Origin of the sequence: Desulfovibrio desulfuricans, assembly GCF_024460775.1 — a bacterium.
Classification (GTDB): Bacteria; Desulfobacterota; Desulfovibrionia; order Desulfovibrionales; family Desulfovibrionaceae; genus Desulfovibrio; species Desulfovibrio desulfuricans_E.
This window is the reverse complement of record NZ_JANFYZ010000007.1, coordinates 87843-103758: the sequence shown is the minus strand read 5'-3', so window position 1 is coordinate 103758 and position 15916 is coordinate 87843. Positions and strand designations below refer to the sequence as shown.

Below are 15916 nucleotides of genomic sequence, written 5' to 3'. Positions count from 1 at the left end.
TTCAGGCAACAGGCTGGAAAAGTTGAAGGGAGATCGTGACGGACAATTCAGCTCTGCATCGCCATAAATATGCAATGGTGCATCTGCAAGGCAAAAATAAAAAAAGTCAATAATATTTATTTTTTTATTACATTCGTTTTTTGTGCGGCCAAGTCGGTGCTGTACTTAACACAAAGCAATCACAGGTATAATTTTTCATTAAACTTATAGAGAATCCATATCAATACAAGTCAGCAATACAAAAGTGTAATGCACAAGAAATACAATTATGCATAATTATACCATCAATAGGGAAGTAATGTTATACACCAGCTCTTCGCAAGCTGGCAAACCGGCCTTTCAATAGCTGCACTGGTGAATATAAAAAATACAGTAGATTAATAACGTAAAATATTGTACGGCTGCCTACAAAAAACCGGCGTGGATATTTCGCGCCGGTTTTTACACTGCATCTTTCGGATAGCGCCGTGTTGCCCGTTGCGCTGCGCAACGGCCCAAGTCGGCAATACCGGTATTCAGCCCGTTATTACATGGCCGCCTTGTACACGGCAGCCACGTCCGCATCGGTCATGGTGCGGGGGTTGGTAAAGCAGCAGACATCCTTTTGGGCATTGGCGGTCATAGTGGGGATATCGGCTTCGCGCACATTCTTGCCGTACTTTTTGCCCAGGGCAACCAAGCCCTCGGGAATGCCCACGTCCCTGGACAGGATGTTAATGGCGGTAATGGCCTTGCGCGAGGCTTCATCGGCGCTGATGCCCTGCGTCAGCTCGCCCAGTAGCTGAGCAATGCGGCCAAAACGGCGTCGGCTGGAAATACGATTGTATTCGCACACATGCGGCAGCAGGATGGCGTTGCATTCGCCGTGGGGCAGGTCATAAAAGCCCCCAAGCTGGTGCGCCATGGCATGCACATACCCCAGGCTTGCGTTGTTGAAGGCCATGCCAGCCAGATACTGCGCGTAACACATGCCCTCGCGGGCTTCTTTGTCCCGGCCGTTGGCCACTGCACGACGTAGATAACGGTTGACGTATTCCATGGATTTTTCAGCGCAGGCGTCGGTCATGGGGGTCGCCGCAATGGAAACATAGGCCTCCACGGCATGGGTCAGTGCGTCCATGCCCGTAGCAGCGGTCAGTGCCGGAGGCATGCCCATCATCAGCAACGGGTCGTCAATGGCCACGCTGGGGGTGCAGCGCCAGTCGCCAATTGCCATTTTGACCTTGCGGGAAGTGTCGGTGATGACGCAAAAACGGGTCATTTCCGAAGCCGTGCCCGCCGTGGTGTTGACAGCTACATAGGGCGGGAAGGGATTTTTGGACTTGTCCACGCCTTCATAATCGTGAATTTTGCCACCGTTGCTTGCAAGAAAACCCACGCCTTTGCCGCAGTCGTGCGAACTGCCGCCGCCAAGCGTAATGATACTGTCGCATTTTTCTTTTTTATATACACCAAAGGCCTCAGCAACGTTGTTGTCGGTGGGGTTTGGAACGGTCTTGTCATATATGGCGTACTTCATTTTTGCAGCATCAAGGATGTCGGTGATCTGCTTGAGTATGCCGGCGTTGACAATGCCTGGGTCGGTAACAAGCAAGGGTTTGACGCCGCCAATATTTTTCAGACGATCAGGAATTTCTTTGGAACACCCCTCGCCGACGAGAGTGACGTTGGGAATAAAAAAGGAGGTGATCTGTCCCATATGCATCCTCTTAAGCTCCGTACTCATTCGTGACTCCTTTGGTTATACATGACCACTTTAGTTTTAATTGTCATGCATGGATTAAGGTATGTTCTGTGAGTAAAGATATGCTTCATCGATTGACAAATCAAGAAAATAGCAACAATTGCTCAATTCTTTGTTCTAATTTTTTACATAATACATTGTTTTTTGTTCAATATTAAATTTACAAGTGTTTTATTACATTTTAGATAAGATTGATTGATTGAACAACAATATTTTTTTTAATCCATGATTCGATATCTTGCACAAATATTCCTTTTTACTGAGAGCGCGGCACGCAGCAATCAGAGGTCAGGGAAACGAGGTGGCAAAGAGGATGTTGCATCGGGCCGAGGCGAATAAAATTGGCGCGCGCATTGCCCGTTAGCGACACGTGAACACAGGCGACCTGCGCAATCTGCATGCGACAGGCCAGCTCAATTCGCTCCGAATTCCTTCAGGCAACAGGCTGGAAAAATTGACGGGAGATCGGGATGGACAATTCAGAATTGCCATTAACATGCAATGGCGCATATGCTTTCGGTAGGAAGATGGAAGCGCATATGATATGGAAGTGGTGGATTATCACTAGCGGCAAAGCTACTGGCAAAGAACAGCGAAACACCACGCATGGTTAGGAGATGTTTTATGATTGCTATTCACCCCGGCGAAATATTGCGCGAAGAATATATGGCCCCCCTTGGTCTTACGGCCTCCACGCTTGCGCTGGAGTTGCGGATTATCGCTTCGCGAGTGCATGAGATTATTAACGAGAAGCGGGGCATTTCTGTTGATACGGCTCTGCGGCTTGCAAAGTTTTTTGAAACTGACCTCAATTTGTGGGTCAACTTGCAGGCGCAGTACGAAGCAGATTCGATGGATGCTCAGAAGCAAACGGATATGGAGAGGATTGTTCCTTACAGCATGTTACAGCAGGCTAGAGCGGTGCGGTAATTTTTTTATCATCAATGCATATTATAGACAGAGATGATCTACTTGAAATTGTTTGCGCGGTTTCTAGGAGCCAAAATTATGATGTTATGGTGACCAAACCATACTCAATGCATGAGGTCTTGGATCCCGTTCTTTTTATGGCGTAATTTTTTTTAACTAATACAAATAATGATATGTACCTCTGGTAACAGCTATGTGTGTTTTGAAATAAGAAAAATACAGAAAGGAGTCGAACAATAAATTAGTGGAAGAAGGTAAATGTCTGAAATGTACGCAATATATATGCGACAGCGTTCTATAAAAGAAAGCGTAAAATCGTTTGGGTGTTCGAACATTACCATTCTGTAGTCATTAGGTAAATGGTTGAGGTCGAAACGCTCAAGGATTGAACTGTACTCTTTTGATATTTGATCTACTGCCTGAATATCTTCAGGCGTCATTTCAGAAGGAATTTTTTCAAGCCTTTTTGATAAATATAAAATTTGATTTGCACATCGATGGTAATTATCAGCATTTGCTAAAAGTTTGCTTAGTGAATCTTGGTTTGCAATTACAAGAACCATAATAGCCATTAACAGTGTCGCGTAATTTGAATTAGTGTTGTCAATGTTTAGTGCTGGTATGGTAAATTTGCAACTATCCAATATGGCAATAATAACTTGTGTGATAGATAAAAATGAAATTGAAAAAACAAGAACGTTATGTTTCTTTCTGCATCGTTCAGCAGCGATAAATCTGCTTTTTAGAGTTGTCCAAGTTGATTTTTTTAGGTTTTCAATCATGTCTTTCATGTCTAATGCCTTGCGTTAATTGAGGAAGGGGGATAAGTACAAAGTGCAGACGCCCAATTGCATTGGGGTTCTTGCCAGTGAAAGAATCTTTCTCTGGTAGCTGTAATTAAACGAGTAGGTTAGAATAGCCGCGCCCTTCAACGGGAGCAGGTCCGCAGTGCGGCCCCCCTTCCTCAAATTTTATAGTCAAGCCCCATATCCCTTTCGATCTGACTTAAGAAGCGTCCAACGTGGTAGGCGTAGAGTTGGTCAATATTTGGGCCTGTAAATGTGCCCGGGGCTAGACCTCTCTTGGTAAGCCAGTCTCGTTTTTTTTGTGTGTCGACCTCTTCATAATTATGCAAGTACGTAGTGCTTTTTCCGCTAAATTTTAATTCATAAAAAGCCCGGGATGCATGCTTTAGATCAGGTGGTATCGTGCTAAATACGGGGCTTTTTTGGAATTGTGTGCGAACAAAATTGTCAATTAGGTACGGGATCTGAGTATCTGTGATTTCAGAAAAATATTGAAGCCAACCATATCTCTTGTTTTGATATTTGGCTCCGGCAATCTTGACATTCAAATCTTCTACAAAAGCAGATTTTATTATCCCGACTCCAATTTTCCGTTTTCTTTTTTTTTCTAGGGATAGAGTTTTTTTAAGTCTTGCAAACATCATTGAGATTGATCGTAAATGCTTCTCGAGAGTTGTTGCCTTGACGGTGATTTCATTTTGCAAAAGTGTATAGCCCAAAAATTGTACGGGAGAATCTTGGCAGAAATATTTAGTTTTTTCAGTATTTAGTTCTAGGTCAATGTCAGAAAACACTGCTTCGCAGTATTTGTCTATATTGTCTTTGGTCTTAGATAGAATAACAATGTCGTCGACATATCTATCATAATATTCAAATTTGGCTTTTAATTCAGTATCAATATTTCTTAGATATATTTCTGCTAGCATGTTTGATATTGGAAGGCCCTGCGGAACTCCGTTTGTTGGAATGATATTGTGTAAGTCACTTTTGTGATGTCCAGATTGAACGCTTTGTGTCGTAATTGCTCCTCGTATAAGTGCTAGTATCGCTGGAGGTATGTTACTTCCAGTAAGAATAGAACAAAGTTTTTCGATGTTTATATTGTCATAGTATGATTTGATATCTAGTCTGTGCAAATATAATGCGTTATCATGGGAAGAAATTTGTGAGGCAAGATTACGAACTTTAACATTGGGAAGTTCGCGTTTGACACAGTCCGGAAAATAATTTTGGAGAATTATATTTAGAATTTTTAATACAATTTTATATCTGACAGTTGGGATCGATATGGAACGGGGTTTGCTATGCGGGCCTTTGAGAATTAGGCGCTGGAGATAAAGAGAAAATTTATAGGTGCCAGAGCAGCATTTCCTTGCAATAGTGCTAAAGTGTACTTCCTTTTTTCTGTCAAAGTCTATGACTGACATTCGATCAATGCCGCGTCCAGACTTGTTACGAATTTTAGTTTCATAAATGTCTGAAATAAAATTCATTTCAAATAATTGTTCTAATTCATTCATAGATATTGTTGGTGTGATTTTATGTTATTTCTTTATCCACTATTCTTTTTTTGGCCACATGACAAGATCAATTTTAATTTTTGAACGCCTTTATGGAATTACCTGTCTTCCTCGTAGGAGCAACGTGGTTCCCAGACGATGCGCGTTAGTCGCCAGCAGAGTAATATTCTCCATTGCTCTCGTGTTCAAAGTTATGGTGAAAATATTTGAAAGAAATTTATGGAGTTAGTTTTTTTGGATACAGAACCGGATATTGCTCAAATTTAAAATTAAAATTATATTTTATATCGGTATATTGTATGGTGATTTGAATCCCACCCTCCGCACAACAAATGGAATCGGACATGAACATATACGACATCGCCATGATGCCTTTAGAAGCGTGGGTATTGAAGAAAATGCGTTCAGCAATAATCCCCCGCGCATATGGCGATGTGCTTGAAGCCGGGATAGGGACCGGAGTTAACCTCCGATATTATAATCCTGCAAAGATACGCAGCCTGACCGGGGTGGATCGCCAGTCATCACCGGAGCTTGAACGGCGGGCCGGGAAGAATTTTACTTTTTTTCGGGGCAATGTTGAGGAAATGCCTTTTGCAGAAGGGCAGTTTGACACGGTGGTCGCCACGCTGCTTTTTTGCACTGCGGATATTGAAAAAAGCATGAGTGAAATACAGCGGGTGCTCAAGCCGGGCGGCCTGTTTATCTTTATAGAGCATGTGCGGCCCAAGGGAGCGCGGGCCGGGAAATTTGTTGACTTTGCCAACAGCTCATGGACACGGATTGCCGATGGATGCAACCTCAATCGCCGTACAGACGAAATTTTGAGGCAAAGCAGTTTTTCTGAACTGATTATCTCGGAACGCGGCGTTTTTCGCTACGGCACTGCAAAAAAAATCTAATCAGCAAATACGAATCATTTTTTCAAGTTTCCCATCATGTTCATCGTGCCCTGTTGCATGAAAAATATAAGATGTGTCAGAATGCCCAGAGTTGCCTACTGGCCTTGGCCTCATGCCTCCGAACAGATCCCGGCATAACCGCAGATTCAATAACCACCGCCAAGGGGTTAACATTTGGCGGCAGGCTCTTTAGGTGAAAATTCCTTCTGGTAGTTATCTGGCATCCCACGGACACTAACTATTGGGCTCCCTTTACCTCTTGTCCATCAACACCCGCTGAAAAAACTCCAGCGCCCGCTGCTCCGCGTCTGTGGCGGCAGAGCGGTTAAAGCCGTGTCCTGCGCCGGGGTAGATGACCATCTCAGCGGTTTGCCCAAGGCTGCGGGTCAGTTCCACCAGTTCCTTGCCTCTTTCCATGGGCACAACGGTATCCGCATCGCCGTGCAGTTCCAGCAAGGGCGGCATGTGGGTAATGGGGTGCTTGCCGTCAGGCCTGCGCAGGGCGGGGATGCCGCCGTAATACACAACCAGCGCCGCGATTCTTGTATCCTTGCTGGCAACGGATGTTCCCAGATATCCCCCCTGAGAAAAACCCACGATGCCAACGGGGCGGGCCTTCTGCTCCTGCGCAAGCACGCCTGTCACAACATCGCCGACCATCTGCGACCACGCGCCTATACGTTTTGAAAAATTTGCGCGTCGCGTTTCCACAGTTTTGGAGCATGCGACATCCTGTTCATTATAATAATCCAGCACATAGGCATCAAAACCAGCGCGGGCGAATTGTGTGGCGTTGCGCTCATAAAATGCCCGAAATTTATCCAACCCCTGGCTGCCGTGCAGCACAATGATAGCCGGGTGCGGCGCTTGCCCGGCGGCAAGAAAGGCCTTAACCACAACTGGGCCCTGGGATGTTGTTTGCGTGCCCTCGTGAACCTGAATATCGCCTGCAAGGGCGCGGCCAAATCCGCCAAAAAACACAAAGAGAAAACACCAGCAAAAGATTTTTGCGCTCCGCATATTCCCGCCCTTGGGTGATGAGTGAAATTCCGTCAATGCTTTCGGCTACTCGCTTTGTGCGGGTAAGACAAGACCACCTTTGCATCCGTGTTGTGCGGATGCGTCACGCACAGGCTTGTCAGCGGCCCGTTGCGTCAGTTTCGCCGCTGGGGTAATGATACGCCTCTGCAGGGCGCAGGTGCCGCGTTTTTTTTTGCGCGCAGCGCTGGTCACCCGGTTTGCGGATCGCACAACGCACCATCGCAGGGCAGGCACAACCCAGAGCAACTACAGCCCTGGGCAGAATCATATCACCGTGTTGGAGAATATTTTGGCATTTTTGAGCATGCAGGGCGTTACCCTGAACCTCGGCGGCAAGCCGCTACTGGATTCTGCGGATTTTTCGGTTGAAGTGGGCGACAGGCTTTGTCTCGTGGGTCGCAACGGCGCGGGCAAGTCATCGCTGCTGGCGCTGCTCGGCGGGCAGATGCAGCCCAATTCCGGCATGATTATCCGCCCCGGCACGCTCATAGGCCAGATGCCGCAGGATGTGCCGGAACGCTGGCGCGGCACGGTTTTTTCTCTGGTGGCGGAGGTTCTGGGCGAGGAGGGCACGGCCCTTGCCGCAGCCCATGCCGGGGCCGAGCACAGCCTTGAGCTGAGCAGCGGCTGGGAGCGCTACGGCGATGTGCTTGCCGTCATCAATCATCTGGGGCTGGATCCCGATGCGGATTTTACCTCGCTCTCTGGCGGCACCAAGCGGCGCGTGGCTTTGGCGCGGGCGCTGATCTGCTCTGAAGACCTCATTCTGGACGAACCCACCAACCACCTGGACATCGCCACCATCACCTGGCTGGAAGATTTTTTGCTGCGCAAGGCCCGCACACTGATTTTTGTCAGCCACGACAGGGCCTTTGCCAAGCGCCTTGCCACACGTGTTGTGGAGATCGACCGGGGCAAGCTGCACAACTATTCCTGCGGGTTCGACCGTTACCCCGAGCGGCGCGAGGAACGCCTTGCCGCCGAGGAGCGCGCCTTTGCGCTGCAAGACAAAAAGCTTGCGCAGGAGGAAGTGTGGATTCGTCAGGGCATCAAGGCCCGCCGCACGCGCAACATGGGCCGGGTGCGTGCTCTTGTGGCCCTGCGGGCCGAGCGCGCCGAACGGCGCGACAGGCAGGGCAACGTGCGTATGGCCGCGCAGGAGGCCGGGCGCTCGGGCAAGCTGGTTATTGAGGCCGACAATATTTCAGTCGGCTATTCCGGTCAGCCGCCCCTTATCCGCAATTTTTCCACAATCATTCAGCGCGGCGACCGCGTGGGCCTGATAGGCGAAAACGGCACGGGCAAAACATCTCTTATCCGCGTGTTGCTGGGCGAGCAGCAGCCCACAGAAGGCGAGGTGCGCCTGGGTACCAATCTGGAAATCAGCTATTTCGATCAGTTGCGCGAAACGCTCGATCCGGAAGCCAGCGTCATGCACAGCGTTGCCGAGGGCAACGACGTGGTCACGGTAGGCGGCAGCACGCGCCATGTGGCAGGATATTTACAGGATTTTCTCTTCACTCCCGACCGCTTGCGCCTGCCGGTCAAGGTGCTCTCCGGCGGCGAGCGCAACCGCCTGCTGCTGGCAAAGCTCTTTACCCGGCCATCCAACGTGCTGGTGCTGGACGAACCCACCAACGATCTGGATGCGGAAACCCTTGACCTGCTGGAAGAGCTGATTGCGGATTATTCCGGCACCGTGCTTGTGGTCAGCCACGACCGCAGTTTTCTGGATAATCTTGTCACCAGCGTCATCGCGCTGGAAGGCGACGGCATGGCGCACGAGTATGTTGGCGCGTATACCGACTGGCTGCGTCAGCGCTCGACCCCTGCGCAGGAGCGCAAGCCGGAAGAAAAAACCGCCCGTACAAGCCAGCGCCTCGCCTCGGACAAGCCCCGCAAACGCAGCTTTAAGGAACAGCGGGAATTTGAACAACTGGGCAAGGAGCTGGAAGCCCTGCCCGAGCGCATGGACGCCCTGGAGCAGGAGCAGAAAACTCTGGAGGCAACCCTTGCCGATCCTGAGCTGTTCGCTCGAGATCCAGAAGCTTTTGCCAAAACCACAGACCGGCTGGTGGCGCTGGAAACAGAGCAGACCGAACTGCTGCTGCGCTGGGAATTTGCGGAGCAGCGCCTGCAAGAGCTTGGTGAACTGGCAGGGTAGAGCAAACTCCCCCTGTCAGCGTCAGCCCGCATGTATGGTGTCATGCCGTACATGCGGCACCCGTCCTTTTTTTGAGTTAAGCAGCCTTCCCCCTCCCCCCGCGCCATTCTGCACTCTTACCGGAGTGCAGCTTCCGCAATCCTGCGTTTGCTATGTGAATACCGCCGCCCGGTCATATGCGACTTTATGTCACACGTGACTATCATGGAACACGTTTGACCTTGAAGCGCGCATGCTTTCCTTTGTTGCTGTAGTGAGAAGTTTTAATACTCATTGTTTTGTTCAGTATAACAGTGATTATTTTGTTTATTTCCAAAAAAATTATTTTTTCAGCTAATAAAAAATTTAATGCATCCGTTATGTCTCAAACAAGGCAGGTGCTATGGTCAATGGATGGGGCGGTGAATCTCTAGCGACTTTTTTTGATTTTATTATACAGACTACTCAAGAATGGGTAGGCTCTTTGACATCGATTTAAAAGATAGGAAGCTACCGTATTTCTTTAGTGACAGTTTCATTTAACTTGTATAATTATATACAAAAGTTGTTAATATTCCCGTTGAGTTGTTTAGCCAGCATTTTTATCGGAACCGTTTTTGCTTCCTGAAAATCGACAATCGACGACATCAGGGGATCTGTCATGGCTATTGCATCAGGAACAAGCCTCTCATTCCGGTTATTTTCTTCTGCTGCCGTGCTGATGTGCGGTGGCGCAGCATCATTCACATATGGCGTTATTTCTAATGCATCGTTTATAATACACGGCGCATTATTTTTATTGGCGGCCACGGCTGGTCTTTTTTTAATATGGACGGTCTATAGGCAGCTGATACTTCCTTTACGCAGCATACGTAATTACGCACAAGAGATCGCCAGTGGCCGCCCCGCAGCATACCCAGCGTGTTCCATGCCCAAAGAATATTCAGACCTGCGCGAAAGTATTTGCACTATGGTTGCCTCGCTGGATCAGGCGCTTAAAGATGCCCGGCATAAAGGCGACGAAGCGCACCGGCTCGCGGCAGACAGCGAGCTTGCATTGCAGGAAAGCCGCGCTGCGGAAGCGCAGGTGCGGCAACTGCTCAATGACATGCGCACCGCCTCGCAAAAAGCAGCCACTGCATCCTCGAGTATTTTTTCCGGTATCCGCGAACTTGGTCAAAACATGGAGAATGTGGACCGCGATGTGGTGCATCAGCGGGAGAGAATGCAGGAAGCCTCGCAGGCCATAGAACAGATTAATTCCGCCATTCAGAGTATAGCGCTCAATACCGTTAAAGCTGCGGATGACGCTGCTTTGGCGCAGCAGGGGGCTGTGTCGGGCGCGCAAGGGGTGCGCTCGGCAGTTCTTTCTATTGATCAGGTTAAAGAGCGCATTCTGCTGCTCAAGGAAACCATGGCCAATCTTGGGCAACAGGCCGAGGGCATTGGAGCTGTGCTTGGAGTTATTTCCGACATCGCGGATCAAACAAACCTGTTGGCCCTGAACGCCGCCATTGAGGCCGCCAGGGCAGGCGAAGCCGGCCGCGGATTCGCCGTGGTCGCCGACGAAGTGCGGAAGCTTGCGGAAAAGACAATGAAGGCCACCAGCGAGGTCGGCGAGTCATTGAGAAATATTCAGGCCAAGGCGCGCGAAAATGTTCAGGCTGTAGATGCCGCCGCACAAGATATTGTTACAAGCGCTAGCGCCGCAGAACAGGCCGCCGAAGATGTGGACAGGATTGCGGGATTTGTTCAGCAGGCCGCCAACGAAGTTTCTGCCATCGCGGCGTCCAGTCAGGCACAGACCGCAGCGAGTGAAGATGTTCGCAGAGGTGCGGCTGAAGTCAACACCATTGCAAAAGAAACGGCGGAGCACGTCAATAATTCCATCCGTGTGCTCGTGGAAATATCTGGTCAGGCAGAAGAACTGGACGCCATCGTCAGCGCCATGGGGCAAGGAAATCTTGGCGGCGTTGTAGATTCCGATCAGCTTATATGCTGGACAAACGATCTTTCTGTGGGAATTGCAAAGATTGACGAGCAGCACAAGGCGCTTGTGGCCCTTATCAATGAGCTTAATTCCGCCATGCGGCAACGCCGCTCAGAAGAGGTGCTGGCAGGCGTGCTGGACAGGTTGAAGCAATACACGGTAAAGCATTTTGCCACGGAAGAAGAGCTTTTTGACCGCTATGGCTACGCAGAAGCGCCTGCACACAAAAAAGCGCACCGTGATCTGGTAGAAAAAGTTCTGGCCTTTGAGCAGGAACTTAAAAATGGTCGCGCCAAGGTCACCATGGAAATCATGCGTTTTTTGAAAGAGTGGCTCGTGGGCCATATCATGGGAACGGATAAACGCTACGGCCCATTTCTTAATGGCAAGGGCGTGCAGTGACCTGAAAAGCAAACTCTGATATTTGTAAAAAGAGCCGGAGTATGGTCTACCCCGGCTCTTTTTGTTTGTATGCTCTGGGCATTAACGGCAACGCTCTAAAGTTGATAAACCATCGCAACAAGCCAATATAACAAATACATCAGATGCTGGAGCGCAAGCAATGCAGATACCAACAGATGGAATCAACTGGTTTTATACAACAGAAGGGCAGGGGGAGCCTCTTCTCTTTTTGCACGGCGGGCTGGATACCTGCGAAAATTACGAAACCCTGCTGGCAGAACTGGCAAAGGATTTCCGCGTGATTGCTGTTGATAGGCGCGGGCACGGCAGAACCGCGGATACCGAAGCTCCGTTTGAGTATGCCCTGATGGCGGATGAACTGATCTCTTTCACACAGGCGCTTGATCTGCCGCCTTTTCACATTGTTGGCTACAGCGATGGGGCAAACCTCGGCTTGCATATGGCAAACTGCCTGCCAGACAAGGTAAAGAACCTCATTGCCATATCGGCCAATTATCTTGGCGTGTCGGGGATGTCGCAAGGCTGGCTGGAAACGGTTGAGGCTTTGTCTGTGGATTTTGTTCAGGAGCATATGCCGGAAGTTGCGCAGCAGTATGCCGAGCTGAACCCTGCTCCAATGCTTGAGAGTTTTATCAGTAAGACAAAAGAGTTGTGGAGCAGGGATTGCGTTGTTGAAGTTGAAATTTTGCAAGCCCTTCAAACGCCAACGCTTATTGTGGGCGGCGACCGGGATATCGTTTTGCCAGAGCAGCTTGTGGACATGAAAAAACTGATCCCGGGTGCCTCCCTGCTCATGCTGCCGTATTGCGGACATTTTGTTTTTCAGGATTTTGCCTGGAGCAACACTGCGGCCTCATCTGTAGCCGTGTTCAAGGATTTTTTGACAACACGCTTCAGCGCGCATAATGCGGATTTTTTCTGATCTGTTGTATCCCGGTATAGAGCATGATGTCACTGAATCATCAGATTTTTCTTGCTGTTAACGCCAGCGACGCGGCCTCTCCCTTTGCAGTGTGGGCCGGGACCATGCTGGCTGAGTGGCCTGTCGGCATCGCCATGCTGCTTGCTCTGCTGGCTGTTGTGCGGCAAAAGCCACGCGGGGTTGCCGTTGCTCTGGCGTTACGCGTGGTTTTGACCGTGGCGGTGTCCATGGGTTCAGCCTGCCTGATCCGAATGTTTCACTGTAATCCCCGCCCCTTTGTATTGGGGCTTGGGCGAATGCTGATTGCCCACGACCCCACATCGTCCTTTCCCAGTTTGCACGCTACTTTTTTGTTTTCGATGGCGTTTGCGCTGCTCTTGCAAAAGGGTTCGCGTGGCATTGCGCTGTTTGTCATGCTGCTGGGGGGTGCTACGGCCTGGGCCAGGATTTTTGTGGGGGTGCATTATCCGCTGGATATGGCGGGGGCGTTTTTGACAGCTTGCCTTGCCGCCGTGGCGGTAAATTTCTGCTTTCAGCGAGCCAGAGGCGGCTGGGCTGTAAAAAATGGGGGAGCAAGGGGTTAGGACCTTTACTGGCGGGCATGCGGCTGATTTTTCTGGCACCATTAAAAAGGCGGGAAAACCCGCCTTTTTTAATGGTGCTCAAGCTGCGCGGGCCATTGCCCCGGCGCTAGACAGCCTTGTGATTTTCTTCGTCCAGAATCAGGTATTGATCGTTGGCTTTTAACACCACAGCGCGTGAACGGGCATTGTGCTTGGCGTGGTACAGGGCTTTGTCCGCCCGGTCAAAAAGCTGCTCTGCCGTTTGGATTCGCGGCGCTTTGGCATCCAGCAACGCTATGCCAGCGCTGACGGTAATGTGCAGGTTGTTTTTTTCAACATTGCCTTCCGTATCGCGGATGAGCAGGTTGAAATTTTTGATGGCCCTGCAAAAACGGCTGATGATTTCGGGCAACATATACGCGTTGGCCCCGGAGGCCACAAGGGCAAACTCATCGCCGCCAAAGCGCGCTGCAAGGGCATCTGTCTCTGTATCAATTTCTTCGCGCGCCCTACGGAGGTGCGAGCCAACAACCTTAAGCACCTGATCGCCGATAAGGTGACCGTAGGTGTCGTTAAAGGTTTTGAAGTGGTCGATATCAAAGAGGGCCAGGGCAAGGGGTTGCCCTTCTTCGTGCCACCGGGCCGTAGAATTTTTGATAAAAAGATCAAGGCTCAGGCGGTTGGCAACCTGAGTCAGGGGGTCAATGAAGGCGAGGTTTTCAAGGTTGCAGATGTCTTCCTCAAAAAGAACTTTGACCCTGTGAAAGGCTGATTGCAGCTTTTCAAGCATGACGGTGCTATCGCCGTTTTCCGCCACAATGGAAAGGCTTTCTTTCTCAAGGTGGGCAATGTCGCCGTAGCGCGAAGACAGCTTGCTGAAGAACTGGTCTATGATGGAAGACGTTTCGTGAACCATACTGTCGAGCTGATTCACAATTGGCTTGCTGAAAATTTCGCTGCATTTGCGGATTGTGGAAACAAGCTGTTCATCAGAGTAGTGTCTGTTTTTTAACAGTTCTTCCATCTGCTCGAGAATGGCAATTTTTTGTTCTTCATCAAGAAAATGGTAGTCCTTCATTTCCCTGAAAAAAAGCAGCAGGGAACGCCAGCGCGTTTCTGGCGGGACGCCTGCTTTGTCAAACATATCAAATAATTTGAGATATGTGTTTTTGCAGTGAACAGAAGACTCTTTGGATTTCACCATGGCGCTTGTTTCGCAGTAATGTAAAATATGGATAGATTGTGGAGCGGATAGCGGCGTTATAATCTTGGGGAGGATATCTTCTCGGGAAAGGCCTGTCAAAGAGGATGATGATCGTTTCCCAGAGCCGGTATGCCTTTATTCATGTTTGGCTGCGGCTTCTTTTGTTGTTCCTGATTTTTCCAGCAAAAAATTCTGCGCGAGTTTTTCCGCCTTCATGGCGGCGGGGGCATTGTAGTTTGGTGAGAAAGGGTCGCAAAAGCCATGCCTTGCATTAAATATCTCGCCGCGCACATTTGGGATGGCAGAAAGTGAGGGCAATATGCTCTCCGGCGAAAAAGACGCCTCCTGACCGGCGAAGAGAAGCAAAACGGGACAAGACGGGGTAAGTTGCAGGTGGTCTCTGATACGAGAGCCGTAATGACATACGGCTCCATCAAATATCCCGCTGGCGGAAGATATCCAGGCAAGGGTCGCCCCTACGCTGAACCCCAGTAGAAAAATTTGCTTATATTCTCGGCGTATGCTTTCACACAGGTCTGTAACAAGGCTGTTCCTGTCAAATCCTCCATGCTTGATGAAATGAGCGTAGGCGATATCCTGTCTGTCGTAGGGAAAATATTCAGATCTGCCCAGAAGATTTGGGCAGTATGCATCATAGCCCAGTGAATGATATTTTTGGCAAACAGCGTGCATAAATGGATTAATGCCATATATTTCATGCAAGACAATAATAGCCGCATCTGAATTTTTTGTAAGTCGCAATCCTTCTGGCATGTTGCCGGTTCTCCCGATATATGCGGTCTCTTTGGAACTGGCGTTCCGTTCCGCCGTAAGTTTGTCTGCGAAAGATCGTAGTCCGCGCCTTGCAGAAATCCGTGCGAAGCATTTTCGGCGATTCAAGCTTGTAACGCCAGTTTTTTATTGGGGCATAGGAAGATGTTTTTTTTGTCTTTCAATCTGGTTACGCAAAAAGCGGCGGCACATATGTGCCGCCGCCGCTTTTTGCGTAATGCTGCTATCCGCCTCCCTGTTCAGGGCAAGGCTTTGGTATGCTAGGGTTTGCCGTAAGCGCCGGGCAGGCGCGGCTGTGCCGCTGCCGCCTGCGGCGCGGCCTGATCAAAAGACTGCACATGCGCGCGCTGGGCATCGCCCGTCTGGCGGGGAGCCTCCGCCGCCGGGGCTGCGGGGCGCATGGCGCTACGGCCATAGGCAGCCTGAGCGTGGGAGCGCGGCACGGCGGTAACTGTTGACGGTATGATGGGCTGCGCGGATCTGGTCATTGTTCCCATGGGTTGCAGGCGGGTGGCGATATCGTTACTCGCCTGACGGGCCTCTGGGGTTTCAATAATCTGGGCATAGGCGCCGCGCAGGCCCGAAAGGATAGATTCCACACTGTTGAGTGAATCCATATCCATTTTCAGGTTGGCGCGCAGCAAACGGGCCGTGCAGAGCAGGTACAGGTTGTTCAGGTTCACAGCCAGGCTGCCGCCCTTGTCCATGTTCAAAGAAGCGGAAAGCTCATTGATTATGTCGATGACCTTGGAGATAAGGATGCCCTTTCCCGCATAGTCATTGGCAATCATTTTTGTGCGCGCCTGCTGTATGAATGTGAGTGCGCCGTCATAGAGCATGAGCAAAAGTTGCCCCTGATCCGTGGTGCCGACCTTGGTCTGAAAATATGCTTGCGCCGCTTTGTTCATAGTGTGTCCTTATGGCGGTGTTCTTTGG

15 protein-coding genes are annotated in these 15916 nt (G+C 49.8%); 7 read left to right on the top strand and 8 right to left on the bottom strand.

Features of this window, described 5'->3' with window-relative positions; translation table 11 throughout:
* Positions 1-526: 526 nt before the first annotated feature.
* Positions 527-1726 (bottom strand): iron-containing alcohol dehydrogenase, encoded by a 1200-nt coding sequence (locus NE637_RS10235; RefSeq protein WP_227119439.1) that lies wholly within the window; start codon positions 1724-1726, stop codon positions 527-529.
* Positions 1727-2114: 388 nt separating this feature from the next.
* On the opposite strand from NE637_RS10235, the gene NE637_RS10230 reads away from it, so the two are divergent.
* Positions 2115-2267 carry a type II toxin-antitoxin system RelE/ParE family toxin gene (locus tag NE637_RS10230; protein ID WP_227119440.1) on the top strand — a complete coding sequence of 51 codons (153 nt, stop codon included), beginning with the start codon at positions 2115-2117 and terminating at the stop codon, positions 2265-2267.
* 101 nt (positions 2268-2368) lie between these two features.
* Positions 2369-2674, top strand: a complete 306-nt coding sequence (locus NE637_RS10225; RefSeq protein WP_227119441.1) for a HigA family addiction module antitoxin — start codon at positions 2369-2371, stop codon at positions 2672-2674.
* Between the two features lie 191 nt (positions 2675-2865).
* Here NE637_RS10225 and NE637_RS10220 read toward each other — a convergent pair whose 3' ends face one another.
* The gene (locus NE637_RS10220; RefSeq protein WP_227119442.1) at positions 2866-3465 is read right to left on the bottom strand and encodes an SLATT domain-containing protein; all 600 of its coding nucleotides are present in this window, start codon (positions 3463-3465) and stop codon (positions 2866-2868) included.
* 173 nt (positions 3466-3638) lie between these two features.
* Complete coding sequence (locus tag NE637_RS10215; protein ID WP_227119443.1) at positions 3639-5000, bottom strand: reverse transcriptase domain-containing protein; 1362 nt, start codon at positions 4998-5000, stop codon at positions 3639-3641.
* 344 nt (positions 5001-5344) lie between these two features.
* Here NE637_RS10215 and NE637_RS10210 point away from each other — a divergent pair, with 344 nt between their 5' ends.
* Positions 5345-5902, top strand: coding sequence for a class I SAM-dependent methyltransferase (locus tag NE637_RS10210; protein WP_227119444.1), 558 nt, complete (start codon positions 5345-5347; stop codon positions 5900-5902).
* Positions 5903-6154: 252 nt separating this feature from the next.
* Here the strand turns inward: NE637_RS10210 and NE637_RS10205 are convergent, their stop codons facing one another.
* Entirely contained in the window at positions 6155-6922 is a 768-nt protein-coding gene (locus NE637_RS10205; RefSeq protein ID WP_227119445.1) for a dienelactone hydrolase family protein, read from the bottom strand.
* 310 nt (positions 6923-7232) lie between these two features.
* Here NE637_RS10205 and NE637_RS10200 point away from each other — a divergent pair, with 310 nt between their 5' ends.
* The gene (locus NE637_RS10200) at positions 7233-9107 is read left to right on the top strand and encodes an ATP-binding cassette domain-containing protein (RefSeq protein ID WP_227119449.1); all 1875 of its coding nucleotides are present in this window, start codon (positions 7233-7235) and stop codon (positions 9105-9107) included.
* A 531-nt stretch (positions 9108-9638) separates the two neighbouring features.
* On the opposite strand, the gene NE637_RS10195 is transcribed toward NE637_RS10200, so the two are convergent.
* Complete coding sequence (locus NE637_RS10195) at positions 9639-9896, bottom strand: hypothetical protein (protein ID WP_227119446.1); 258 nt, start codon at positions 9894-9896, stop codon at positions 9639-9641.
* 118 nt (positions 9897-10014) lie between these two features.
* Here NE637_RS10195 and NE637_RS10190 point away from each other — a divergent pair, with 118 nt between their 5' ends.
* The 3 genes from NE637_RS10190 (at position 10015) to NE637_RS10180 (ending at position 13005) form a co-directional block, all read left to right on the top strand.
* A complete protein-coding gene (locus NE637_RS10190) occupies positions 10015-11478 on the top strand; it encodes a bacteriohemerythrin (RefSeq protein ID WP_227119447.1) in 1464 nt (487 codons plus the stop codon).
* Between the two features lie 160 nt (positions 11479-11638).
* Positions 11639-12421, top strand: coding sequence for an alpha/beta fold hydrolase (locus tag NE637_RS10185; protein WP_256267728.1), 783 nt, complete (start codon positions 11639-11641; stop codon positions 12419-12421).
* A 23-nt stretch (positions 12422-12444) separates the two neighbouring features.
* Entirely contained in the window at positions 12445-13005 is a 561-nt protein-coding gene (locus NE637_RS10180; RefSeq protein WP_227119184.1) for a phosphatase PAP2 family protein, read from the top strand.
* Positions 13006-13111: 106 nt separating this feature from the next.
* On the opposite strand, the gene NE637_RS10175 is transcribed toward NE637_RS10180, so the two are convergent.
* From NE637_RS10175 to fliS, 3 genes are all read right to left on the bottom strand, one after another.
* A complete protein-coding gene (locus NE637_RS10175; protein ID WP_227119186.1) occupies positions 13112-14128 on the bottom strand; it encodes a GGDEF domain-containing protein in 1017 nt (338 codons plus the stop codon).
* 195 nt (positions 14129-14323) lie between these two features.
* The gene (locus NE637_RS10170) at positions 14324-14962 is read right to left on the bottom strand and encodes a dienelactone hydrolase family protein (RefSeq protein WP_215648796.1); all 639 of its coding nucleotides are present in this window, start codon (positions 14960-14962) and stop codon (positions 14324-14326) included.
* A 278-nt stretch (positions 14963-15240) separates the two neighbouring features.
* On the bottom strand, positions 15241-15888 hold the full coding sequence (fliS, locus tag NE637_RS10165; RefSeq protein ID WP_192113834.1) for a flagellar export chaperone FliS: 648 nt from the start codon (positions 15886-15888) through the stop codon (positions 15241-15243).
* Positions 15889-15916: the final 28 nt, after the last annotated feature.